Annotated in this window: 18 protein-coding genes, 2 pseudogenes and 1 riboswitch; of the genes and pseudogenes, 6 read left to right on the top strand and 14 right to left on the bottom strand. The window is 70.0% G+C overall.

Annotated elements, in window-relative coordinates; genetic code table 11:
* The 4 genes and pseudogenes from K2Z83_RS04520 to K2Z83_RS04505 all read right to left on the bottom strand — a co-directional run.
* A pseudogene (locus K2Z83_RS04520) lies at positions 1 to 1,330 on the bottom strand (hypothetical protein); the annotation flags it as partial.
* A gap of 212 nt (positions 1,331 to 1,542) precedes the next feature.
* Positions 1,543 to 1,917, bottom strand: coding sequence for an EamA family transporter (locus tag K2Z83_RS04515; RefSeq protein ID WP_255603286.1), 375 nt, complete (start codon positions 1,915 to 1,917; stop codon positions 1,543 to 1,545).
* A 35-nt stretch (positions 1,918 to 1,952) separates the two neighbouring features.
* Positions 1,953 to 2,576 (bottom strand): class I SAM-dependent methyltransferase, encoded by a 624-nt coding sequence (locus tag K2Z83_RS04510; RefSeq protein ID WP_220593971.1) that lies wholly within the window; start codon positions 2,574 to 2,576, stop codon positions 1,953 to 1,955.
* Complete coding sequence (locus tag K2Z83_RS04505) at positions 2,576 to 3,361, bottom strand: methyltransferase domain-containing protein (RefSeq protein ID WP_220593970.1); 786 nt, start codon at positions 3,359 to 3,361, stop codon at positions 2,576 to 2,578. Before K2Z83_RS04505 ends, K2Z83_RS04510 begins: the two co-directional genes overlap by 1 nt.
* A 230-nt stretch (positions 3,362 to 3,591) precedes the next feature.
* Between K2Z83_RS04505 and K2Z83_RS04500 the strand changes: the two genes are divergently transcribed.
* A complete protein-coding gene (locus tag K2Z83_RS04500) occupies positions 3,592 to 7,704 on the top strand; it encodes an adenylate/guanylate cyclase domain-containing protein (protein ID WP_220593969.1) in 4,113 nt (1,370 codons plus the stop codon).
* A 121-nt stretch (positions 7,705 to 7,825) separates the two neighbouring features.
* Here K2Z83_RS04500 and K2Z83_RS04495 read toward each other — a convergent pair whose 3' ends face one another.
* From K2Z83_RS04495 to K2Z83_RS04475, 5 genes and pseudogenes are all read right to left on the bottom strand, one after another.
* On the bottom strand, positions 7,826 to 8,611 hold the full coding sequence (locus K2Z83_RS04495) for a carboxylesterase (RefSeq protein WP_220593968.1): 786 nt from the start codon (positions 8,609 to 8,611) through the stop codon (positions 7,826 to 7,828).
* Positions 8,612 to 8,678: 67 nt separating this feature from the next.
* Entirely contained in the window at positions 8,679 to 9,374 is a 696-nt protein-coding gene (locus K2Z83_RS04490) for a ComEA family DNA-binding protein (RefSeq protein ID WP_220593967.1), read from the bottom strand.
* Between the two features lie 40 nt (positions 9,375 to 9,414).
* Positions 9,415 to 10,278, bottom strand: a complete 864-nt coding sequence (locus K2Z83_RS04485; protein WP_220593966.1) for a deoxyribonuclease IV — start codon at positions 10,276 to 10,278, stop codon at positions 9,415 to 9,417.
* 193 nt (positions 10,279 to 10,471) lie between these two features.
* A pseudogene (locus K2Z83_RS29780) lies at positions 10,472 to 11,272 on the bottom strand (ABC transporter permease); the annotation flags it as partial.
* A 20-nt stretch (positions 11,273 to 11,292) separates the two neighbouring features.
* Entirely contained in the window at positions 11,293 to 12,405 is a 1,113-nt protein-coding gene (locus tag K2Z83_RS04475; RefSeq protein WP_220593965.1) for a thiamine ABC transporter substrate binding subunit, read from the bottom strand.
* A gap of 57 nt (positions 12,406 to 12,462) precedes the next feature.
* Positions 12,463 to 12,576: riboswitch (TPP riboswitch) on the bottom strand.
* Positions 12,577 to 12,821: 245 nt separating this feature from the next.
* Between K2Z83_RS04475 and K2Z83_RS04470 the strand changes: the two genes are divergently transcribed.
* The 4 genes from K2Z83_RS04470 to K2Z83_RS04455 all read left to right on the top strand — a co-directional run bounded on the left by K2Z83_RS04470 (position 12,822) and on the right by K2Z83_RS04455 (position 17,794).
* On the top strand, positions 12,822 to 15,305 hold the full coding sequence (locus tag K2Z83_RS04470; protein WP_220593964.1) for an ATP-dependent Clp protease ATP-binding subunit: 2,484 nt from the start codon (positions 12,822 to 12,824) through the stop codon (positions 15,303 to 15,305).
* A 280-nt stretch (positions 15,306 to 15,585) separates the two neighbouring features.
* Positions 15,586 to 16,659 carry a GAF domain-containing protein gene (locus tag K2Z83_RS04465; RefSeq protein ID WP_255603283.1) on the top strand — a complete coding sequence of 358 codons (1,074 nt, stop codon included), beginning with the start codon at positions 15,586 to 15,588 and terminating at the stop codon, positions 16,657 to 16,659.
* Positions 16,660 to 16,832: 173 nt separating this feature from the next.
* Entirely contained in the window at positions 16,833 to 17,150 is a 318-nt protein-coding gene (locus K2Z83_RS04460; RefSeq protein WP_220593963.1) for an FHA domain-containing protein, read from the top strand.
* The gene (locus tag K2Z83_RS04455; protein ID WP_220593962.1) at positions 17,147 to 17,794 is read left to right on the top strand and encodes a CoA pyrophosphatase; all 648 of its coding nucleotides are present in this window, start codon (positions 17,147 to 17,149) and stop codon (positions 17,792 to 17,794) included. The genes K2Z83_RS04460 and K2Z83_RS04455 overlap by 4 nt, the downstream gene beginning before the upstream one ends.
* Positions 17,795 to 17,874: 80 nt before the next feature.
* Here K2Z83_RS04455 and K2Z83_RS04450 read toward each other — a convergent pair whose 3' ends face one another.
* Positions 17,875 to 18,918: a ketopantoate reductase family protein gene (locus K2Z83_RS04450; protein WP_220593961.1), complete on the bottom strand. Its 1,044-nt coding sequence runs from the start codon at positions 18,916 to 18,918 to the stop codon at positions 17,875 to 17,877.
* Between the two features lie 73 nt (positions 18,919 to 18,991).
* On the opposite strand from K2Z83_RS04450, the gene K2Z83_RS04445 reads away from it, so the two are divergent.
* Positions 18,992 to 19,828 carry a PPK2 family polyphosphate kinase gene (locus K2Z83_RS04445; protein WP_220593960.1) on the top strand — a complete coding sequence of 279 codons (837 nt, stop codon included), beginning with the start codon at positions 18,992 to 18,994 and terminating at the stop codon, positions 19,826 to 19,828.
* Positions 19,829 to 20,014: 186 nt separating this feature from the next.
* Here K2Z83_RS04445 and K2Z83_RS04440 read toward each other — a convergent pair whose 3' ends face one another.
* The 4 genes from K2Z83_RS04440 to K2Z83_RS04425 all read right to left on the bottom strand — a co-directional run bounded on the left by K2Z83_RS04440 (position 20,015) and on the right by K2Z83_RS04425 (position 24,062).
* Positions 20,015 to 21,061: a glycosyltransferase family 4 protein gene (locus K2Z83_RS04440; RefSeq protein WP_220593959.1), complete on the bottom strand. Its 1,047-nt coding sequence runs from the start codon at positions 21,059 to 21,061 to the stop codon at positions 20,015 to 20,017.
* A 76-nt stretch (positions 21,062 to 21,137) separates the two neighbouring features.
* Positions 21,138 to 22,358 (bottom strand): glycosyltransferase family 4 protein, encoded by a 1,221-nt coding sequence (locus K2Z83_RS04435; protein ID WP_220593958.1) that lies wholly within the window; start codon positions 22,356 to 22,358, stop codon positions 21,138 to 21,140.
* A complete protein-coding gene (locus K2Z83_RS04430; protein ID WP_220593957.1) occupies positions 22,355 to 23,125 on the bottom strand; it encodes a hypothetical protein in 771 nt (256 codons plus the stop codon). Before K2Z83_RS04430 ends, K2Z83_RS04435 begins: the two co-directional genes overlap by 4 nt.
* A gap of 40 nt (positions 23,126 to 23,165) precedes the next feature.
* Entirely contained in the window at positions 23,166 to 24,062 is an 897-nt protein-coding gene (locus tag K2Z83_RS04425) for a MoxR family ATPase (RefSeq protein ID WP_220593956.1), read from the bottom strand.
* Positions 24,063 to 24,256: the final 194 nt, after the last annotated feature.

Here is a 24,256-nt window from a genome sequence, read left to right as displayed (position 1 = left end):
CGATCTGCTGCGCCAGGGTGATCAGCCAGGCGGCGGCGGCGAATGCGCCGAGCGAGAGGGTGACGCCCGAGTGGGCCAGAAGGCCGGCCGCGAGGGCGGCGGTGGCCAGGGCGGAAATCTGCCACCTGTCGCCTGCCGCCTGCCACCTGCCGCCTGCCAGCAGGGCCACGAAGCCCATGGCGATGCTCTGGCCGCCGATATTGGCCAGCTCGCCCCGGGAGAACGACTCGAGCGCGGTGATCGGCAGGAGGTAGCAGGCCGCCCCCATCAGGGCGGCGCGCCGCCCCGCGCCGGCGCGGGCGAGCAGCACGGCGATCATCGGCACGAGCAGGCTGTCGAGGAGCGCGGTGCCGACCTGCATTAGCGCCACGCGCTCGCCGCCGGGGATGAGCAGCAGGCCGGGCAGCAGCGGGATGTATGCGCCGGTGGGGTAGGGCGCCTGGCCGCCCCCGGCCTCGCTCGGCAGCCCGGCCGTCTGGTAGACGTTGCCGAGGCTGAGGGCGTAGAGCTTGTTGGCGTGGAACCCCGAGTCTGAGTAGAGGGCGTGGGGGTGGAGCATGCCGCCCGCCCGCAGGGCGATGGCGAGCAGCGTGAGGGCGAGGATCTGGCGGGCGAATGGCGTGGTGCCCCCCAGCCCCCTGGTCGCCGCCCAGCCGATGGCGGCGGCCAGGGCGGATGTCAGCCCTATGCCGGCCAGCGTCGGCGCGAAGATAGTGGCCTCGGGGCGGGCGAGGGCGAGGGCGAGGGCGAGGGCGAGGGCGAGGGCGAGGGCGAGGCCGGCGCTCAGGCGCGGGCCGACGCTCAGGGCGCGGGGCACGCCATAGGCGGCGGCCAGCGCGATGGCCAGCCAGCCGATCTGGGGCCAGGCCGGGGCGCGCATCCCGCCGCCGGCCTGGGCGGCGCGCAGCTCGTAGAGCACAAACCCGAGCTCGCGCGGGTCGCCCGGCGCGGCGAGCGGCTGCGTCCGCAGGGAGATGCTCAGATCTCCCGCCGGGCCGGCGGGGGCCAGGATGCGGTAGCGCCGGGGCTGGTCGGGCGGCAGATCGACGGCGACCGGCATGCCGTCGATCTGCCACTCGCTCGGCGTGGGCCGGTCGCCGGGCTGGCCCCTGGCGACGACCTCGATCACATAGGGGCCGCCGCCGAGGCCGGGGACGCTCACCCGCGTGTCGCCGCTCGTCCAGCGGTAGGGGCGCTCGCCGGGGGCCAGGAGCTGCCACCACCAGCACTGCTGGGCGTCATCGTCGGGGCAGGCGGCGCGGTCGGGCGGCTCCGAGCCATTGATCTGGCTCAGGAAGGGGTCCTCGTCGAAGCGGCGCTGGCTGGACACGTCCCCGCCGGCGCGCAGGGTGATCTGGGCGGGCAGCTGGTAGGCGAGCAGCCAGAGGATGAGCGGGAGCAGGAGGCAGGCGGCAAGTAAAGGGGACAGGAGATAGGGGACAGGGGACAGGGCGCGGGCGGCGAACCGGGGACGGCGAGCAGCGCCTGTAGTTGCACTGCTCGTGCTGCTTCCCTGTTCCCTGTCCCCTGTCCCCTGTCCCCTCACTTCTGGCCCCAGGTGATCACGATCACGCCGGCGACGATGATGCATGCGCCGACGATGCGGGCGGGGGTGATCGTCTCATTGAGCAGGAACCGCGAGGGGATGAGCAGGATGACATAGTTGAGGGCGAGCAGCGGGTAGGCGAAGGAGAGCTCGACGCGCGAGATCACGCCGAGCCAGAAGAGCGATCCGCCGAAGACCAGGGCGAAGCCCAGGATCACCCGCCAGTCGGTGAAGGTGGTGAACAGCACGCTGGGTGAGAGCGAGAAGGCGCCGACGCGCTCTGAGACGTGGCTGACCCCGATCTTGAGCATCACCTCGCCGATGACGGTCAGGACGCAGGCGGTGAAGAGCAGTCCGTAGACGAGGAGCATAGCGCGTCTCTCCGCTGGGTTACGCTGTGAGTTGGTCATGGGATGCGCTTGAGCACATAGACGGCGTAGTCGCAGATGCCGGAGCGCATAGGGTAGGCGCGCTCGACGGCGAAGCCGGCCCCGAAGATCGTGCGGTAGTCGGCCTCGGTGCGGATGTGGCCGCCGCGGTCGAGCCAGTGCATCAGGTGGCCGGCGGCGTTCCGCCAGTCGGGCGGGGGGATGTCCTCCATCACCAGGGCGGTGGCGCCGGGGCGCAGGGCGCGGTGGAGCTCGGCCATGGCCGCCGCCGCGATGTCGTCGGGCAGGTGGTGGAGCACGCCCAGGATGAGGGCGGCGTCGAAGCTACCGTCGGCCAGGGCGAGCCCCTCGCCGCTGCTGGCCATGTAGCTGCCGGGCCGGTGCTGGCCGGCGAAGCGCAGATAGGTGGTGGAGAGGTCGATCCCGACGTAGCGGCCGGGCGGGAACTCGCCGGCGAACTCGCCGGTGCCGCAGCCGAAGTCGAGGAAGCGGCGTCCGTCGCCGGCCCATGGCCGCAGCTCGCGGGCGATGGCCAGCCGCTCGCCGTGGAACCCGGCCTCGACGATCCAGCGCAGGGCGTTCCAGAGCCTCGGCGCGGCGCTGAGCTGGTCGAGCAGGTTGTCGGTGGGTGTGGTTGTCATCATGTTTGCGCGCGGCCGGCTCGCTGGGGCGCCACGCGGGCGACCTTACCCGAGTGGGCCAGGCAGATAATCGAGAGGCCGAAGGGGAATGTCCCGCCCATGCTCAGCCACGCCGACTCCAGGGCCATCGGCCAGCGCAGGGCGGCGTTGAGCAGGGGCGCGGGGGTCGTCATCGCCGACTCAGCGCCCCGGTCGGGCGTGACACGCTCCAGCAGACGCTGGGCTAGGGGCACGGGGAAGAGCAGGCTGAGGGCGTAGCTGACGCGCTCGACGTAGAACCCGGCCTCGCCGAGCAGAGATGTGGCGCCGCCGGCCGTGTAGCGCCGGCGGGTGTGGACCTGCCGGTCGTGGCGGGAGCGCAGGAACTCATAGGCGGGCAGGCGGATGAGCAGGCGCCCGCCGGGGCGCAGGACGCGCCGGGCCTCGGCGAGGGCAGCCGCCTCGCTGGGCACGGCGCGGTGGTAGAGCACATCGAAGGATGTGACAAGGTCGAAGCTGTCATCGGCGAAGGGCAGGGCCGTCACCGAGCCGCGGGCGAACATACCGGGGATGCGCCCGCCGCCCAGGCGGGCCGCCTCGGCGCTATAGTCCAGCCCCACCACCTCGCCGTAGCGCCGCAGGAAGATGGCGTCGCCGCCGGTGCCGCAGCCGGCGTCGAGGATGCGCAGGCCCGCCCGCCCCTGCATCACTGGGTCGAGCATGGCTGCGTTGATCGCGCGCATGCCGCCGTACCACCAGTGGTCCAGCTCGACGGCGGCCATGACTTCGTACTCGGTCTTTTCCATGAGGGTACAGGGTAGAGCGGGTGCAGGTTATGTGATGTCGTGCCGAGGGCGAACTATAGCAGATGCCTTCGGCCCACGCAAGTATAGCTGAAGCAGCGGCGCGTAGCGGTGGTACACTTGTGGTGGTAGCGAGACACGTCTATGATACCCGTTTAGATCTGGTGATCCAGCCGGATCACCCCAGCGACGATAGTGATCGCCTCCTTGCGGAGGTATATGGCATACAGACGATGAGACAGCTCCTCGCCCATCTGCCCTATCAGATAGCCGCCGATCTCGCCCGTGGGGCCGACGATATTGTCGGGCGCACCCACCGCGATCAGGCGGTGACGCTGTTCGCCGATGTCTCGGGCTTCACGCCGATGAGCGAGGCTCTGAGCCGCTTCGGCCAGGATGGCACCGAGGATCTGACGACTCTGCTCAACGACTACTTCGCGGTGATGATCGATCTGATCGCCTCCTACGGCGGGGTGGTGGCCTCGTTCGGCGGCGACTCGCTCACCGCGCTGTTCATGATCGGCGACGGCGCGGGCGCGGCGGAGGCCTCCGCGCGCGCCGTGCGCTGTGCCCTCGATATGCAGCTGCTCATGGTGCCCTACCAGGGTATCGAGACGCGGGCCGGCACGTTCAGCCTGGCGATCAAGATCGGTATGGCCGTCGGCCCGGTGCTCGTCACCGTGGTGGGCGACCCAGAGGTGCGCCTGCAGAGCGTGATCGCCGGCCAGCCGCTGGAGCGCGCGGCGGAGGCCGAGCACCTCTCCCACAGCGGCGATGTGATGATCCACCGCGATCTGCTCGCCCTCGTGCCGGCGGCGGTTGCCGCAGAGGATCGCGGCGACTATCGGCTGATCGTCGACCTTGGCGGCTCGCCCAGCTATGCGCCGCTGCCCCCCCTCCCGCCCGTCGATGAGTCGCTGCTGCCCACGCTCAGCGCCTTCCTGCACCCCTCGCTCGCCCGGCGCCTGCTCGATGGCCAGGCCGGCTTTGTGAACGAGCACCGCAGCGTGACGGTGCTCTTCGTCGGGTTCAGCGGCTTCGACTATGACGACGACCCGCTGGTGGGCGCGCGGCTCCAGGCCTATATCGCTCAGGTGGCGCGGATCGTGGAGCGCTATGACGGCGACCTGAATAAGGTCGATATGGGCGACAAGGGCAGCAAGCTCGTGGTGATCTTCGGCGCGCCGATCTCCCACGAGAACGACGCCGAGCGGGCCATGCGCTGCGCCCTCGCGCTGCGCGAATTAAGGATTGAGCATGTAGCATTGAACATGCCGGATGTCGAATCTCAGCAAATACCCCCCAATTCAACATTCAACATTCAACATCCAACATTTTCGATCCGCATCGGCATCGCCTCGGGCCTGGTCTACTGCGGGCTGGTGGGCGCGGAGATTCGCCGCGAGTACACGGTGATGGGCGACACGGTGAACCTGGCGGCCAGGCTGATGCAGGCCGCCGCGCCGGGCGAGGTGATCGCGGCCAGCGGCGCGCACCGGCCGGTGGCCGACCAGTTCCTCTGGACGCCCCTGGACGCCCTCCAGGTGCGCGGGCGCTCGCGCTCGGTGCCGGTCTACCGGCTTGAGCAGGATCAGCAGCGGGCCAGCCGCCACCAGGAGCCCTCGTATAAGCTGCCGATGGTGGGACGCGAGGAGGAGATGCTGGCGCTGGAGGAGCGCCTGGAGCTGGCCCGGGGCGGGCGTGGCCAGGTGGTGGGGATCTGCGCCGAGGCGGGGATGGGCAAGTCGCGCCTGGTGGCCGAGGCGATCCGCATGGCCGCCCGGCGCGGCATGACGGTCCACACCGGCGAGTGTCTCTCGCACGGCGGCAGCATCAGCTACCTGCCCTGGAACAGCCTGCTGCTCGGTATCTTTGGGGTCGATCCGGGCTGGTCGAAGGACGTGCAGCTGCGCCACCTGCGCGAGCGGGTGTCCGCCCTTGCCCCGCAGGTGCTGCGCCGCCTGCCGGTGCTCGCCGGCGCGATGAACCTGCCCGTCGATGAGACTGATCAGACCCGCGCGCTCGACGCGCGAGTGCGCAAGGACGTCCTTGAGACGACGGCGCTGGAGTGTCTGCGGGCCGTCGCCGTGAGCCTCGGGCCGGGGGCCGGGCTGCTGCTGGTGATCGAGGACTGCCACTGGATCGACTCGCTCTCGCACGACCTGCTCGATGTCGTGGCGCGCGGCATCGCGGGCCTGCCGGTGATGATCCTGCTGGCCTACCGGCCGCCCGAGCACGAGCACGCCCGCCTGCGCGTGTCCCGGCTGCCCCACTTCCGCGAGCTGCTGCTGCGCGAGTTCAGCCTGCGCGAGACCGAGTGGCTGATCGGGCTGAAGTTCGGCTACCTCTTCGGCGCGCGCGGCGTGCTGCCGGCCAGCTTCGTCGAGCGGATCACCACGCGCTCGCAGGGCAACCCCTTCTACATCGACCAGATGATCAACTACATCCAGGATCAGGGGATTAGCCCGTCCGACACCAACGCCCTGGCGATGGTGCGCCTGCCCGACAGCCTGCGCTCGCTGATCATCAGCCGGATCGACCGGCTCAGCGAGCAGGAGCAGATCACCCTGAAGGTAGCCAGCGTGGTGGGCCGGGTCTTCCGGGCCAGCTGGCTCTGGGGGATCTACCCGCAGATCGGGCGGCCCGAGCAGGTGCGCGCCAACCTCGACCGGCTGAGCAACCTCGACCTGACGCCGATGGAGAAGGCCGAGCCTGAGCTGGAGTATCTGTTCAAGCACATGATGACCCAGGAGGTGGCGTACGAGAGCCTGGCCTACGCGACCCGGGCGATGCTGCACGAGCAGGTGGGCGACTACATCGAGAGCCGGTTCGCCGCCGAGGTCGAGCGCTACCTGGACATGCTGGCCTACCACTACGGGCGCAGCGAGAATCTGGGGCGTCAGCGGCACTACTTCCTGCGGGCCGGACAGGCGGCCCAGGCGGCCTACGCCAACGATATTGCGCTGAGCTACTACCGCCGCCTGCTGCCGCTGCTCGCCCCGCCCGAGCAGGCACCGGTGCTCCTGCGCGTCGGCGAGGTGCTCCAGCTGGTGGGGCGCTGGGCTGAGGCCGAGGCGGCCGTCGGGCAGGCCCAGGCGATCGCCGAGGAGGTTGGCGATGTGGCGGGTGTCGCCCGCTGCCAGAACGCCACCGCCGAGCTGCTGGCCGCCCGCGGCGAGTACGATGCCGCCATGGCCATCCTCGATGTGGCCATCCCGGCCTGGGAGCGGCTGGGCGACCTGGCTGGCCACTACGAGGCCCTGCGCATCTTCGGGTCGATCCTGATCGACACCGGCGCCTACACCCGCGGCCTGCGCTCGATCGAGCACGCCCACGAGCTCGCCGTGCGTCTGGACGACCAGGCCCTGATCGCCCGCTCGATCGGCGCGATGGGCGTGGCCTATATGGATATCAGCGACTACGAGATGGCGCTCTACTGCCTGGAGCGCAGCGCCGAGATGGCCGCGCGCCTTGGCGACTGGGGCCTGCTGGCGCGATCCCGCGAGAGCATCGGGTCGATCTCCCTGAACCAGAGCCAGCTGGTGGACGCCCTGGAGATCTTCCACGAGCTGCTGCTGCGCGCGGTGGAGATCGGCGACCGCTGGGCGGCGGCCCGGCTCACCCACGAGATCGGCCGCGCCCACACGCTCTACGGCGACGCGGGCACCGGGATGGGCTGCTACGCCCGCCAGCTCGCCGCCGCCCTGGAGCTGGGCGAGCGGCGCGACCTGGCGATCGGCCTGGGCTACCTGGCCTACGCCTACGCCCGCCTGGGCAAGCACCGCATGGCCGAGCGGGCGGTCGAGATGGCGATCTCGCTCTGCGACGCGATCCGGCTCGTCTACTGGGCCTGCGAGTTCCGCCACGACTGCGCGCAGCTGCTCACGGTCCAGGGGCGCTACGCCGAGGCCTCGGCGCTGAACGATGCGGCCCTCCAGACGGCGCGCCGGCTCGGCAGCAACAAGGCGATGCAGCTCCAGGCCGTCCTGCTGGCGGCCAGGCTGCGCGTGCTGCTCGGCCAGGAGCCGGCCGAGTCGGCCATCCCGCCGCTGGCCGAGCTGGACGAGGACTGGTTCGGCGCCGGCGAGCGGGCGGCCATCCACTATGCGATCTGGCAGATCGACCCGGGCCGCGAGGCGGATCGGCTGGCCGCCGCGACGACCTACGCGGCGCTGGCCACGGCCATGCCCACGGCGCTCTTTCGCGCCCGCGCCGCCCGGCTCACCGGCGGCATCCCGGCGGCCCCGGCCCCGCTGCCGGCCCTGCCCGCCGTGATCAGCACCGCCGCCGCCCCGCCCTTGCCCGAGCTGATCGCGCAGATCGAGCAGATGATCATTGCGGCGTAGGGGCGGCTCGCGAGCCGCCCCTACGCCGCACAGGGCTTCTGCAACGTCCTGGGGCTTCGCCGCCCCCGCACCCCCACCAGGAGGTGACGTTGCAGAAGCCCTGCTACACCGCGAGCCGCCCCTACGTCGCGAGAAACGTCTCTACCCGCCGGTAGATCGCCTCGCGGTGCGGCCCGTGGGTGAGCATCTGGTGGCCGGTGTCGTCCCACCAGACGAGCTCGCGCTGTGGGCTGGAGACGCCGCCCAGGATGATCTGCGGGCTGCCGAGGGGTGCGACATCATCGGCGCGGCCGTGCATCACCAGGATGGGGGCGCGCACGCGGGGGAGCGCCCGACGGGCGCGGGCCAGGGCCATGCGCAGCTCGTCGATCGCCCCGATCGAGATGCGGATCTCGCCGCGCAGGTGCGCCTGCACCTGCGGGTCGTCCAGGTCCACATCGGGGGCGCGGCGCAGGATCTGCGCGCGCAGCTCGGGTTCAGCGAAGCTGGCCTGGGCCAGCGGGTAGTACCAGGGCATCACGTGGCGGCCCACGGCCAGGATGTTCATCTGCCAGTCGCCCTTCAGGTGGATCGGCGTGGCGAGAATGGCCAGCCGATCGACGGGCAGGTCGGCGGCGGCGAGCAGGGCCAGCGCGCCGCCGAGCGAGAAGCCGACCAGGCTCACGGTGGCGCAGCGTGCGCGCAGGTAGGCCAGCCCGTCGGAGACGGCGGCCAGCCAGTCGCCCCAGCGCACGGCGGCCAGCTCATCGGGCGGGCCGTGGTGGCCGGGCAGGCGCAGGCCGAGCACCGTGTGCCCGGCGCCGGCCAGGTGCGCGCCGAGGCCCTGCATCTCGTCGGGGCCGCCGCTGAAGCCGTGGACGAGCAGGCAGCCGCTCGGGCCGCCGTGGTGGAGGAATGGGTCTGTCATCGAGATAAAACCGTAAGGGCGCAGCAGCGTCGCGCTGCTGCGCCCTTACGGACATAGATGCGTGCCGCTACACTGTGATCAGGTGGCGGAACTCGCTGAGGCTGACCGGGCCGATGCCCTGGATGTCCACCAGCTGGTCGACGGAGGTGAAGGGGCCGTGCTCATCGCGGTGGGCGACGATCCGCGCGGCGAGGGCCGGGCCGATGCCGGGGAGGTCGATCAGGGTCTGGAGCTCGGCGTCATTGATATTGACCGGGCCAGCGGGGGCCGGCTCGGCGGCGGCGCCGAGCGACGGCTCATCGTGTGTCTCGACAGCCTCCTCGGGGGTGAGGGGGGCGAGGGACTGCTCGTGGGTGGCCGGCGGCTCCGGCTCGGCGTGCGAGCTGACGACCTCCTCGGGGGTGAGGGGGGCGAGGGACTGCTCGTGGGTGGCCGGCGGCTCCGACGGCGCGGGCGGCGGCTCCTCAGCCCCCGCGGCTGGGGCGGCGGCGGGCGCAGCGGCGGGCGCGGGGCTGATTGGGGCAGACGGCGGCGCCCCGCGGTGGACGCGGGTGACGATCCGGCGCGGCCCGCTGTCCGGCGCGGGCGATTCTGCGGGTGCGGCGGCGATGGTCGCCCTCTCACGGGCGGACGGCGGCGACGGCGGCGCGGGGGACATAGCCGGGACGATCAGATCATTGGCCTGACTCTGGCGCCAGCGCCAGATCGTGTAGCTGATCCCGGCGACCAGCACCACCCAGATAAGCCTGCGGGGCCGAAACATAACGTACACTCCTCCAAACCGCAGCGAGGGTCGCTCGCTGCTAGGCAGGGCCGCTCGCCTTTCCAACCAGCGAGCGCAACAGCGACAGATTCTCCACATCCTCGGCCATGTCGTCGCCCTTGGGCGTCTCGATGATCATCGGCAGGCCGGCGAAGCGCGGGTCGTTCACCAGGAGCCGGAAGCCCTCCAGGCCGATGCAGCCCTGGCCGATCGCGCTGTGCCGATCCACCCGGCTGCCCAGGTCCTTCTGCGAGTCGTTCAGGTGGAAGCACTTGATCCGCCCGACGCCGACGATCCGGTCGAACTCGGCGAAGGTGGCATGGTAGCTCGCCTCGTCGCGGATGTCGTAGCCGGCCGCGAAGATGTGGCACGTGTCCACACAGACGGCCATGCGGTCGTGGTGGGGCACCAGCTCAAACAGGCGGGCGAGGTGCTCGAAGCGGTTGCCGAGGGCGCTGCCCTGGCCGGCCGTCGTCTCCAGCAGCACCGTGGTGCTGCCGCCCACGCCGGACTCGAAGATCCGGTTGAGCGCGACCGCCTCGCGCTCCAGGCCGACGTCCTCGCCGCTGCCGGTGTGGGCGCCGGGGTGGGTGACGATGTAGGGGATGCCGAGCAGATCGCAGCGCTCCAGCTCGTGGCTGAAGGCGGCGATCGACTTCTCCCAGAGCTCGTCGGCCGGGGCGGCCAGGTTGATCAGGTAGGAGTCGTGGACGATCACCGGGCCGATGCCGGTGCGCCCCTGCTCGGCCTTGAACGCGGCGACCTCCTCGGGCGGGATGGGCTTGGCGGCCCACTGGCGCTCGCTCTTGCTGAAGATCTGCATGGCCTCGCATGCGACCGACTCGCCGCGGGCGAACGCCTTGGAGACGCCGCCTGAGATCGACATATGGGCACCAAACGGCATTGATCTCTCCACGCCCCGCGCGCCGGGGCTTCTGTGATCCGGGTAGTCTTGTAATTATAGCAGATACAGTGTGCGGCGCGGATTCGGTAAGGATGAAGGATGAAGGATGAAGGATGAAGGATGAGGCGGCCAGCCGGGCGTAGGCCAGGCTCATCGCCAGGGTGCAGGCCGCCTGGAGCAGCGCCAGGGTCGCCGCCACATCCAGCCGCAGCAGCTGGGCCACCTGCCGGTAGATCTCCACCTCAAGCGTGGCCATGCGCGGCCCGCCGAGGATGACCACCACCCCGAAGCTGGTGAAGCTGAAGATGAAGACCAGCAGCGCCGCCGCGCCGATGGATGGCGCGAGCAGCGGCAGCGTCACCTCCCAGATCGCCCGCCGCCGCGAGGCACCCAGCATGGCCGCCGCCTGCTCCAGCCGCGGGTCGAGGTTGGCCCAGAGGCCGCCGACCATGCGCAGCACCACGGTGTAGTTGTAGAAGACGTGGGCCAGCAGCACCAGCCCCAGGCCATTCGGGATGCGGATCGGCGGCCCCGCCAGCCCCAGCAGCGCCTGGAGCCCGACGTTGACCAGCCCGCGCGGGCCGAGCAGCGCGCCCAGCGCCGCCGCCACCACCACCGTCGGCATCACAAAGGGCACCCCGGCCAGCGCCCGCAGCAGCGCCTTGCCGGGGAACTCGTGGCGCGCGAAGACGTAGGCCCCCGGCAGCCCCGCCGCCAGCGTCAGCAGCGTCGAGAGCGCGGCCAGCCCCAGGCTGAACCCGAGCACCCGCCAGGTGTAGCCGTCGGCCAGCACCGCCCACAGCCCGCCGAGGCCATCCGCGAAGCTCAGGCGCAGGATGGCCCAGAGCGGGTAGAGGAAGAAGAGGGCGATGAAGATGATCGGAATGCTGAATGTTGAATGTTGAATGTTGAATTGAGGCAGGCTGCCACGCCTCGCCCGTTGCTTCAGGCGAGAGTCATGAGATGGCTGTGGATTGATGTTGTTATTCAGCATTCAACATTCAACATTCAACATTATCGAAGCACGATCTCCGTCCACGCCGTGATCCAGCCCTCGCGCCCGGCCTCGATCTGCGCCGGCGTCAGTCCGGCGCTCTGGGCGGGCGCCTCGGCAAATTTGGTGAAGACCTCGGGCTGCGGCGCGCTCGGCAGCGCCGGGTAGACGAACATCTGCAGCGGGATGTCGGCCTGGAACTGCGCGCCGAGCATGAAGTCCACGAACTGCCTGGCCAGATCCTCCTTCTGCGTGCCGCGCAGGATGCCCACGAACTCGACCTGGCGGAAGCTGCCGCCGGGGGGCAGCAGGTTGCCGGTCGGCGGCTCGGTCAGCTTGCCCTCGCTGAAGTAGACCTCGGCGGCCGGGCTGGTGGCGTAGCTCACCACCAGCGGGTAGGGGCCGGCGCCGCTGCTGCCGCTGAACTGCGTGTAGTAGGCGTCGCTCCAGTCGTTGCTCACGAACACCTCGTTGGCCCGCAGGTCGCGCCAGTAGTCCTTCCAGGTGTAGGCGCCGTCCTCGCCGAAGTGGTCGATCGTGGCCAGCAGGAAGGCCAGCCCCGGCGAGGAGGTGGCCGGGTTCTCCACGGCCAGCTTGCCCTTCCACTCCGGCCTGGTCAGCTCCTCAAGCGTGGCGGGCGGCGTCAGGCCGGCCTGGGTCAGCGCCGCCTTGTCGTAGTTGATGTTCACATAGCCGAAGTCCACCGGCAGCAGCCGGTTGCTCGGGTCGAGCCGCAGGTCGGCGGGGATGGCGGCCAGGGCCGGCGACTCGTAGGGCAGGAAGATGTCGGCGGCCAGGGCGCGGCTGAGGAAGGTGTTATCGACGCCGAAGAAGACGTCGGCCAGGGGCGCGGACGTGCTGAGGATGGCCTGGTTCAGCGCCGAGCCGGCGTCGCCGGCCTTGATCACCTGCACCTTCGCGCCGCTCTGGGCCTCGAATGCGGCCAGGACGTCCTCGCTCACGCTGAAGCTGTCGTGGGCCATGACGGTCAGGGTCTGCCCGGCGGCGGGCGAGGCGGCGGGCACGCCGCTGGTCTCCGGCGTGATGATCGGCGGGGCGGTGGGCGCGCTGGCGCCGGGCTGGCCGCAGGCGGCGAGCAGGGTGGCGGCGAGCAGGATGGTCAGTCGCTTCATGGGGCTCTCCTTCGGTAAACAAAAAAGCCGCCGACCTGTGTAGGAGTCGGCGGCTTATGCAAGCTGCTGGCGCTTCCCTACGCTGGAATAACCCAGGTCAGGTTCCACGGGTCAGCGGCGTATGTGGCCGCAATCTCAGCCGGGCTAGCCCCGGCACCCCGAGCAGTATTTGTCTGTGATGCGCGCTATGGTAGCACGAGGGCGGTCGGGAGTCAATTGCGCGCACATGCACAACTCTTACACTGCGCGCCGGAATCCCTAAACCCGTTATGCTATACTTATCTCGGCTGTTGGTTGTCGTATCGCCACCCGGTGAGCGGCAGCGGCGCCCGGGCCTCCCTACCACACCGCCCCAGCCACCCCCCGCAGGTGCCGCCCTGAGATCGGCAGCGAAGATAACGAGCGAGGAAAACGAGATGAGACTTGAGCGCTTCACCGAGAAGGCGCAGGATGCCTTTCAGGCCGCACAGGAGATCATGCAGGAGCAGCACCACACCCAGCTCGATGTGGAGCACGTGTTCCTGGCCATGCTCCGCCAGCGTGATGGCCTGACATCTCGCGCCATCCAGCGTTTGAATGTTGACCCTGAGGCGGTGGCCGCGCGCGTCGAGCGCGAGCTTGAGAAGTCGCCGAAGGTCTATGGACAGTACGGCTTCGGCAACCAGGTCTATGTCACCCCGCGCACCCAGCGCCTGGTGAAGCGGGCCGAGGAGGAGGCGAACCGCCTGGGCGACCAGTATGTGGGCATCGACCACCTGCTGATCGCGATGGCCGGCGAGCGCGAGGGCGCGTCGGCGCGCATCCTCAACACCTTTAATGTCGACCAGGAGCGGATCTACCAGGTGCTGATGGAGATCCGTGGCTCGCAGCGCTCAGACGACCCCGGCGCCGAGGGCCGCTACGAGATCCTGGAGAAGTACAGCACCGATCTGACCGACCTCGCCAAGAGCGGACAGCTCGACCCGGTGATCGGCCGCGAGGCCGAGATCACTCGCGTCATCCGCATCCTCTCGCGGCGCAGCAAGAATAACCCGGTGCTTGTCGGCGAGACGGGCGTGGGCAAGACGGCGGTGGCCGAGGGGCTGGCCCAGCGCATGAGCACCGGCGATGTGCCGCCCACCCTGCGCGACCGCAAGCTGCTGGCGCTGGACCTGGCCGGGATGGTGGCCGGCTCGAAGTTTCGCGGCGAGTTTGAGGAGCGCCTCAAGGCGGTGATGGACGAGGTGCGCAGCGCCAAGGGCAAGGTGATCCTGTTCATCGACGAGCTGCACACGGTGGTCGGTGCGGGCGCCGCCGCCGGCAGCATCGACGCCTCGAACATGCTCAAGCCGGCCCTCTCGCGCGGCGAGATCCAGGTGGTGGGCGCCACCACCATCGACGAGTACCGCAAGCATATCGAGAAGGACGCCGCCCTGGAGCGGCGCTTCAGCCCGGTCTTCGTCGAGGAGCCCGATATCGCGATGACGATCGAGATGCTGCGCGGCCTGCGCAAGCGCTACGAGGACCACCACCAGCTCACGATCAGCGATGAGGCGCTCAGCGCGGCGGCCAACCTCTCCAGCCGCTATATCAACGACCGCTTCCTGCCCGATAAGGCGATCGACCTGATCGATGAGGCCAGCGCCAAGCTGCGCATCGATATCTTCGCCATGCCCCAGGTGTTGAAGGAGAAGGAGGCCGCCCTCCAGCAGCTCCAGCAGGACGAGGAGGACGCCGGCGCGCGCCGCGACTACGAGCAGGCCGCCATCCTGCGCGCCCAGTTCCTGGCCCTCCAGCAGGACTTCGACACCGGCCGCGACGCCTGGCTCAAGTCGGCCAACCTCGACGAGATCGTCGATGACGAGGACGTGGCCCAGATCGTCGCCAGCTGGACGGGCGTGCCGGTCAGCCGCATGCTGGAGACCGAGCGCGAGAAGCTGGTCGATATGGAGAACCGACTCCACGAGCGGGTGATCGGCCAGCACAACGCGATCGTCTCGCTCTCCGACGCCATCCGCCGCGCCCGCAGCGGTCTGCGCGACCCGCGCCGGCCGATCGGCAGCTTCATCTTCGTCGGCCCCACCGGCGTCGGCAAGACGGAGCTGGCCAAGGCGCTGGCCGAGTTCATGTTCGACAGCGAGGACGCGATGACCCGCGTGGACATGAGCGAGTTCCAGGAGCGCCACACGGTGAGCCGCCTGATCGGCGCGCCCCCCGGCTATGTGGGCTACGACGAGGGCGGCCAGATCACCGAGCAGATCCGCCGCCGGCCCTACCAGGTGGTGCTCTTCGACGAGATCGAGAAGGCCCACCCCGATGTGTTCAACGCCCTGCTCCAGGTGCTCGACGACGGCCGCCTGACCGATGGCCAGGGCCGCACGGTGGACTTCCGCAACACCGTGATCATCATGACCAGCAACGCCGGCACCGAGCACCTGCGCGGCAGCGCGATCGGCTTCTCGGCGCCCGGCAAGGGCGGCGCGAAGCAGGTGGACCTCAAGGAGGCCCGGCGGAAGGTGGACGAGGCGCTGCGCCAGGCCTTTCGCCCCGAGTTCCTCAACCGCGTGGACGAGATCGTGCTCTTCCACGAGCTGAGCTTCGAGGACCTCACCCGGATTGTGGATCTTCAAGTTGGCGATCTGATCGAGCGCCTGCGCGATCAGAAGATCGCCCTGACCCTGACCCAGGCCGCCAGGGAGTACCTGGTGAGCGAGGGCTACAACCCGGTCTATGGGGCGCGCCCGCTGCGCCGCACGGTGCAGCGCCTGCTGGAGACGCCGATCTCGCGCGAGCTGCTGCGCGGCGTGTTCAAGGAGGGCGACACGATCCAGGTCGACCTTGAGCAGGGCCAGCTGGCCTTTCATCGCGGCGGCGTGCTGGCGATGGAGAGCAAGCGCCCGGCCGAGCCGCTCGGCGCCTGATACGGCCCGCTGTCGTTGAGAGGGGTTTGGGGAGAGCGTATTCTCCCTGAACCTCTCTTTTTTATTAAGATAAGGTAAAAATCGTGTCACACAGCAGATTGCAAAATAGTCATAATGCTGGTATTCCTCACTCCAGCGCCCTTTTCTCTGCGATATTCCTACGTAGGGGTAGGATCATCGCATACTAGACAAGTAATCGAACTGCGGTATGCTAAACGGCACAAGCCTCCAGACAGGAGGAGTCACCGCATTACACTCATCAGAGAAGAACGTGACATCAATGCCGACCCCACTGAACAGCATGTCGCTCGGATCGCCCAACAGCCAAAGCCGCCGATTGCGCGAGGCATTGGCCAGCTTCGGGGCCTTCTTCGCCGCCGGGCGCCGCGAGGGCGACCCGCTGCCGACCCTGCGCGATCTATCCGCCGACTGGCTGCGCGCCGAGCATCTGGAGATCGTCGTCCCCGCCGGCACCGGAGCCCTACAATCTGATGATCCGGGGCGGCTCTGCGGGCCTGTCCTGATCGGCCGCCGGGCGATCGGCCGGATCGAGGCCTATCGATCTCGCCCCTTCGATGATGAGGACCGCGCCCTGATCGGCGCCCTCGGCCAGATCGTCGGCGCCGTGCTGGAGCACTCGGCGCAGCAGAGCCGGCTCGACCAGCTCGACCACCAGGCCCAGGCCAACGCCGACACCCTCGACCGCCTGCTGGGGTTCGGCCGCCTCGTGGTGAGCGCCGCTGCCGACCCGCAGCACCTCGCCCTGGCGCTGGTGACCCAGGTCCCGGAGATGGTCACGGGCGAGCGCGCCAGCCTGCTGCTCATCCCCGACCACAGCGCCGACTCCCCGGTGCTGGCCCTGAGCAACGGCACCTTCGCCAGCGTCGAGCGCGCCCGCGAGGTGCGCGACAGCGGGCTGGCCGGGCTGGTGTTTAGCTCGCGCGCGCCGATGATCATCGATGAGACCGACACCGACCGGCGCTGGCTGGCCCTCCAGGCCCGCGAGAATGACGCGCCCACCCGCTGCGCCATGGCGGTGCCGCTGATCTGGGGCGAGCGGCTGCTCGGCGCGCTGACGGTGACGACCACCCAGACTCATCTCTTCGGCACGCCGCAGCTGGACCTGCTGGAGCTGGTGTCCTGCCACATCTCGCTGGCCATCCACGCCGCCAGCGCGGACGCCTACCTGGCCCGGATGAGCGACACGCTCAGCAGCGCGATCTGCGACATGGAGGCGGCCCTGGCTGCGGCGCGCTCGGGAGATGTCGCCGCCCTCGACCGGATGCAGGCGCTGCTCAGGCAGCTCGCCGTCGATGAGCGCGCGATGCGCGAGATGGCCGGCCTGGCGGTATAGACTCACCTCCCAGCGGGGCTGTGGGGCGGCTTCGCCGCCCAAGCCCAAGAAAACCGGGTCTGGGGCTGCGCCCATGCGCATCACGTTTAGGGCTGCCGCCCTAAAAACCAGCGGGCACATGCTGCACTGATGGTGCTGCGGCGCGGCGTAGCCGCGCCGCAGCACCATCAGTTTTGTGTGGGAGAGCGAAGCTCTCCCACATCCTCGTGATCCGGGGGGCTGCGGCGCCCGCCGAGCACCGCCTGGTGACGCCGAGCGCCATGGTCGGCCGCTCGGAGGACGCGACGGTGACGATCGCGGGCGACCCGCTGATCTCGCGCGCCCACGCCCGAGTGACCTTCCTCGGCGGCCGCGCGCAGATCGAGGATATGGGCAGCAGCCACGGCACCTTCGTCAACGGCCGCCGCATCGCCGGGCCGACGCCCCTGCGCCCAGGGGATGTGATTATCATGGGCGAGACGACGCTGCGGTATGAGGGATCTTCATTATGAGCACAGAGCCCTGGCGCTCCCAGGCCGACCGCGTCCGCCGGGCGATGGCGGCGGGCGGCGCGGTGACCTTTGAGGAGCTGCTGCTGGTGCGCGACATCGAGGGCCGCCTGGCCCGCCAGCTTGAGCCGCCGCCCGACGCCGTCCCCCGGCCCGCCGCCGTCCTGCTGCTGCTCTACCCGCAGGCGGGCGAGCTGCACCTGCCGCTGACGGTGCGCGCCGGGCACCTGCCGACCCACAAGGGCCAGGTCGCGCTGCCCGGCGGCTCGACCGACCCCGAGGACGATGGGCCGGCGGCCACGGCGCTGCGCGAGGCCGAGGAGGAGCTGGGCATCCCGCCGGCGAGCGTGGAGGTGCTGGGCGCCCTGAGCAGCTTCTACATCCCGCCGAGTGGGTTTATGATCACGCCGGTGGTCGGGCTGAGCGCGGCGGCCCCCGAGCTGCGCCCGCACCCCGGCGAGGTCGAGCTGGCCTTCAGCGTGCCGCTCAGCCAGCTGCTCGACCCGGCCACGGTGGTGACGGAGGAGTGGGAGCTGCGCGGCATGAAGATGCAGGTGCCCTTCTTCGCCCTCGGCGGCCAGAAGGTCTGGGGGGCGACGGCGATTGTGCTCAGCGAGTTTGTGGCCAGAATCAGGCGGGCGGGGTGATTACGCACATCATATGTAGGGCCGAAGCATTTTGGGGGTTGCCGCGTAGCGGCAACCCCCAAAATGCTTCGGCCCTACGATTACGACAATGGGTATGTTGCCGCCAACAATTGCTCGGGCTTGCCCCGGTACTCCTCCCAGGCGATGTCGCCGGCCGCGATGCCGCCGAGGGTGCGCCAGAGCCCGGCGTTGACCGGGGCGGGCAGGCCGACGCGGGCGGCCTCGGCGGCGATGGCCCCGTAGAGGAACTCGCCCTCGGAGCGCCGCCGCCCGGCCCGCAGATCGCGCAGCAGCGAGGGGTCTTTGCCGCCGCGCCCGCCGGCCACCACCTTGCGCAGCACCGGGAAGAGCAGCGGCGCGGGCAGCCAGACCATGGCCCGCGAGAGCAGGGCCGCCGGGTAGCTGGGCAGGTCGATTGGCCGCGCGCCGATGCGCCGCATCACGGCCAGCGCCTCGCGGAAGGCCCGCCGCTCCATAGCTACCAGCCGGCTGTCGGCGTAGACCTCAGCGACCGACATGGCCAGGATGGCCGCGCTGGCGTTGCCGAGCATGTTCAGCAGCGCCTTCGACCACTTCATAGACCGATGGTTCTGGTAGGTCTGCGTGCGAAAGCCGGCCGCCGTCAGAGCGGCTACCCAGGGGGCCAGCGCCGGTGTCCGCCCGAAGGGGGCCAGCCCGATCCCGCCCTCTTTAGTGACGGTGATCTCCGTCGGGCCGGCCAGGTCGACGGATGTAGTGATCGCGCCGGAGATGATCTGCTCGGGGCCGAGCGCCTCGGCGAGAACCTCCTCGTTGCCGATGCCGTTCTGCAGGGTGAGGACATTGGCCGCGCCCAGCGGGCGCAGGGTGGAGATCGCCCCCGGCGTGTCGTAGCCCTTCACGCAGAGGATGGCCAGGTCGGGCTGGCGACAGTCGGCGGGAAGGTCGGCGACGCTAGCGGCGACGCGCAGCTGTGGCACGGGTATTGCGGCGGCACCCTTGAGCGAGATGCTGAGCGGGCGGGCGGCGAGCGCCTCCACGCTGCTCGGGCGGGCCAGCAGGGCGACGGGCGTCTGGCCGGCGCGAGCCAGGCGGCCGGCGACCAGCAGGCCGATCGCGCCGCCGCCGACGACGACGATGGACATGGGGACTCCTTCGATCTGGCGGGGGGCGTGCTACAATGCGGGTGCCCCGACGCCATTGTACCAGGAGACAGCGATGTCATCACTGACCCATAAGGTCGAGCCCGGCAGCACGATCAGCCTGAGCGACTACGCCCCGCGCTACGACGGCGAGGTGAAGCGCAAGGACGCCGAGGCCGAGCTAGAGACGCTGACCACCGAGCTGGACGAGCTGCAGGAGCTGCTCTACGGCGCGGGCACCCACAGCCTGCTCGTGGTGATGCAGGGCATGGACACCAGCGGCAAGGACAGCACCGTCCGCACCGTGTTCGGCAAGGTCTCGCCGCTGGGCAGCTACGTGGCCCCCTTCAAGGTGCCCACCGAGGAGGAGCTGGCCCACGACTTCCTCTGGCGGGTACACAAGGTGACGCCACGCAAGGGCCAGATCGGGATCTTCAACCGCTCGCACTACGAGGACGTGCTGGTGGTGCGGGTCCACGGCTACGTGCCCGAGAAGGTCTGGAAGGCGCGCTACCAGCAGATCAACGACTTCGAGCGGCTGCTGGCGGACAGCGGCACGATCATCCTCAAGTTCTTCCTGAACATCTCGCGCGAGGAGCAGGAGGAGCGGCTGCGGGAGCGCGAGCAGGAGATCGAGAAGGCCTGGAAGCTCTCGGCGGGCGACTGGCGCGAGCGCGAGCTGTGGGATAAGTATATGGTGGCCTACGACGACGCGCTGGGCAAGTGCAGCACCAAGCACGCGCCCTGGCACATTGTGCCGGCCGACCGCAAGTGGTTCCGCAACTATGCGGTGGCCAGCACGATCGTGGAGACCCTGCGCGGGTATAAGGACACCTGGATGGAGAAGCTGGAGAAGATCGGCGAGGGGGCGAAGGCGGAGCTTGAGGCGTACCGGGCGGGCGACGGTACATGACCCCCGACGACCCCATCATCGTAGGGCCGAAGCATTTTGGGGCGGCGCGCTTTGCGCGCCGCCCCAAAATGCTTCGGCCCTACGCGGCGCCGGGCGCGGCGCCGGGCGCGGCGCCGGGCGCGGCGCCGGGCGCGGCGCCGGGCGCGGCGCCGGGCGTGGTGCCGGGCGCAGGTCACGGGTCACGGGTTACGGGTTGATGACCAGCGCCTCCACAACCTTATCCCATGTGATCCCGTCAACCAGCGGCCGGCCGGCGCGGCCCATGCGCTCGGCGAGGGCCGGGTCGGCGGCGAGCGAGTCCAGGGCGCGGGCGAGCGCCGCAGGCTCGGGGGCGCAGATCAGCCCGCCCACCCCGTCCTCGACAAACTCAAGCACCCCGCCGGCGTCGTGGGTCGTCACCACCGGGCGGGCGGCGCCGAATGCCTCGACCGTGGCGAATCCGTAGTCCTCGTCCACCGGGGCGTAGTAGACCGCCCGCGCCCCCGCGTAGAGATCAACCAGCTCGGCGTCGCTGACGAAGCCGAGGAAGCGCACCCGCTCGCCGAGGCCGAGCCTGGCGGCGATCCCCTCCAGGCGCTCGCGGTCGGGGCCGGCGCCGGCGAGCAGCAGCGGCATCGGCGAGCGCATGCGCGCAGCGGCCTCCAGCAGCAGATCCAGCCGCTTGGCCTGATCCATGCGCGACGACGAGAGGATGTAGTCGCCGTAGGGCCCGGCCCGCAGCTGCGCGGCGTAGCGGCTGGGCGGGTAGAGCGCCTCGCTCTCGATGTTGTTGAATCGCCGCAGGCGGGCGCTCACATTGCGCGAGATCGTGTAGCGGGCCTGGCACTCGCCCAGGCCGCTGCGGTCCATGCGGAAGATCGCGTCGCGCACCTGGCGGTGGTCGGGGATGTTGATGAAGTCGCTCAGCGGCGTGCCGTACCAGTCGTAGGCCTGGCGGTGCTGGTGGACCAGCCAGACCACCTTGCGCGGGTGGCGCACCAGGTACGAGGGGAACTTCGTGCAGATCACCTGGTCGACCGGCTGGTTGTTGAAGTGCGTTATGTCGAGCATGCGCCAGGCCAGGGCGCTCTCGGGGATGCGCTCGACCGGGCTCCACTGGTAGGGCAGGGCCACCACATCGACGGTGTGGCCGCGCTCGCGCAGGGCGTCGCGCAGCCCCTCGACCAGGTACTCGGCCCCGCCGCGCACGAACGGCACCTGGGCCGTGCAGATCAGAATACGCGTGGCTGTCATAAAGTGAAACCGTAGAGGCGCAGCAGCGACTCTGGTTTTGGGCGCCCATCCAGATAGGCGGCGCCGCTGCTGCGCCCTAACTCAGCACAAAGCCCGCCGTGCGGCGGGCGACGGTCTCCCAGTCACAGGTCTCTAGGACATAGGCCCGGCCGCGCTCGCCGAGGGCGTGGCGCAGGTCGGGGCGGGCCAGCAGCATATCGAGGGCGGCGGCGAACTCGCCGAAGGAGCCGAAGGCCAGGCCGCCGCCGCTGCGCCGGGCGTGGTCGGCCGTCACCGCGCAGCTGGAGTGGACGAGGGCCGGCGCGCGCTGGAGCCATGCCTCCATCAGCACAATGCTGAAGCTCTCGTACAGCGAGGGCTGGATGAAGACATCGGCGGCGGCGTAGGCGTCGTGCTTATCCTGGTCGCCCTGGAAGCCCAGGTCGAGCACCAGGTCGGCCAGGCCAGGGGTGTGCCCGGCGGATGCCAGGCCGAGCGCTCCCGCGCCCATCAGGGCCAGGCGCAGCGCGCCGCCGCGCCGCGCCCAGTACTCGCGGGCGTAGGCCAGCAGCAGCGGGGTGTTCTTGCCATCGTCGCGCCGCCCGGCGTAGAGCAGCAGCGGCGTGTCGCCCAGGCCGTGCCTCTGGCGGAAGCGCGCGCCGTCGCCGCGGGGCGTCAGGTCGATGCCCTCGCCGGCCACGCAGATGCGGGCATCGGGCATGCCGTAGAGCGCGCGGGCAAGCTCGGCCTCGGGGTGGCTGTTGGCGAGCATGCCGCGGGCCAGCCCGAACATGTGCCGGTAGGTGGCGTATCGGGCGTAGGGCTCGTCGTGCAGGCAGGCCAGCAGGTAGCTACGCTGCGGGGCCAGCAGCGCGCCCCAGAAGGTGGTCGGGAAGGGGTAGGGCAGGAAGACGAAGCGGTTGTCCGCATCGTCGCGGGCGGCCCAGATCGCCGCGTACAGCTCATCGCTGCCGAGCAGCGAGCGGAGCAGGGCCAGCTCGTGCGAGGCGAATCCCGCAAGGGGCGGCAGCAGCTCAGGGCGCTCGGCGAAGAAGCGCGGCAGGTGGTCGGGGCCAGCGGGCGAGGGGCGAAAGCGCCAGACCGGCACGCCGAATGCCTCGCCGTGGCCGGGCGGGTAGTGCGGGCGGCTGCCATTAGGCTGTCCGGGATCGCCGGGCTGGAATGAGTCGCGGCCGGTGCTGGCCCAGACCCGCACCGGGTAGCCGAGGTCGCGAAGGGTGCGGGCGAGATCGCGGGCCTGCGCCTCAGCGCCGCCGGCGCTATCGGGGCCGAACCAGGGGAGGACGAGAGTAATCATCGCTGGGCGCGCAGCGCGGCGACCTGCGCCCGCAGCTCGGCGTCGGCGGCGATGAGGTGGGGCAGCGCATCGGCGATGGCGGCGTTCGCGCCATTCTGCTGCTCGACGATCGGGTTGATCATCCAGCGCAGGTACTGGCGGACGCCCTTCTGCGCAAGGGAGCGCGCCCTGACGAGCGGCGTGTCGTTGGGCAGATCCCAGTGGGCGCTCACGGCTGCCCGCTCGGCGGCGCGGGCGGGCAGCGGGCGCAGCGCGAGGTCGGGCAGCGCGGCGGCCGGCTCAGCGCCCGCGCCCCGCTCGACCAGCCGCTGGAGGTGCGCCGTGGGCGGCGCGTCATCGACCGGGGCGGGCGGCGGCGGGCCGGGCGGCGGGCCGGGCGGCGGCACCTGCTCGCGCTGGCGTCGCAGGTCGGCCAGCTGGTCGCGCAGCTCGGCGTTCGCCTCGATCAGCAGCCGGATGGAGCGCGCGCCGACATCGTTGAAGGCGTTCTGCTGCTCGACGATCGGGTTGATATACCAGCGCAGGTAGCGGCGCACCAGCTTATGCACCAGCAGCCAGCCCCGCTCGTACAGGCTGCGCCCCTCAAGCGGCCAGTGGGCGCTGACCACGCGCGTGATCTCAAGCTGCTCCGCTGCGCGGTGCAGCTCGCGCTCGATCGCGCTCAGCGGCGTGCCCGCCTGGCCCTCAGCCTCGGCGACGCGGCGCGCGCGCACCTCGGCCCGCAGGGCGTCCAGCACAGCAGCAACATCTGTCTCAGCATTGGTCATACGCCATTCAACCTTCAGCCTTCAGCCTTCAGCCTTCGAGCTACCCCGCCACCGACTTCTTCAGCAGATCCGTCACCACCTTGCCGCGCACCTGGGCGATATCATCCTGGTACTTGAGGATAGCGCCGAGGGTATCCTCGACCACGCCCTGGGCCAGCGATGTCTGGTCAAGGCGGACCAGGGCCGTCACCCAGTCCAGCGTCTCGGCGACGCCGGGGAGCTTGTAGAGGTCCATGCGCCGCAGCTCCTGCACAAACGTCACCACCTGGCGCGAGAGGCTCTCGCTGGCCTGGGGGATGCGGGCGCGCACGATCTCCAGCTCCTTATCGAGGGTGGGGTAGTCCACCCAGTAGAAGAGGCAGCGGCGCTTGAGCGCGTCGTGGATCTCGCGGGTGCGGTTGGAGGTGATGATCACCGTGGGCGGTGTGGCGGCGCGCACCGTGCCGATCTCAGGGATGGAGATCTGCCAGTCGGAGAGCAGCTCCAGCAGGAAGGCCTCGAACTCCTCATCGGCGCGGTCGATCTCGTCGATCAGCAGGATCGGCGGGCGCACCATGCTCTCCTCGATCGCCTGGAGCAGCGGCCGCTTGATCAGGAACTCGGGGCCGAAGATATTCTTGATCGCGTCGCCGCCCTGGGCCGCCGCGCCCTGGGCCTCAAGCATGCGGATCTGGAGCATCTGGCGGGCGTAGTTCCACTCGTAGATCGTCGTGCTGACATCGAGGCCCTCGTAGCACTGGAGCCGGATGAGGTGGCGGTCCAGCATGCGCGACAAGGTCTTGGCGATCTCGGTCTTGCCGACGCCGGCCTCGCCCTCCAGGAGCAGCGGCTTATCCATGCTGAGGGCCAGGAAGATCGCGGTGGAGAGCGACCGATCGGCGATATAGGCGTGTTCGGCGAGGGCCGCCTGCAGCTCATCGATCGTAGCGAACGTCATCCTCTTGTAGCTCCGGTGCTGGTGCGCGCAGCGGCGCGCGATGGTGGGCGGTGCTTCTATTGTACACCGAAACCCGCCGCCGGCGGCAGCATGGGGCTGCGCCCCATACGCATCAACTTTAGGGCTACCGCCCTAAAACCCGACGTTGTTTTGGCCAAAATGGCCAGCTTCGCTGGCCATTTTGGCCAAAACAA

The organism is Oscillochloris sp. ZM17-4 (assembly GCF_019599295.1).
Taxonomy (GTDB): domain Bacteria; phylum Chloroflexota; class Chloroflexia; order Chloroflexales; family Chloroflexaceae; genus Oscillochloris.
Note: the sequence above shows the minus strand (reverse complement) of the source record. Positions and strands in the feature narration are given on the sequence as shown.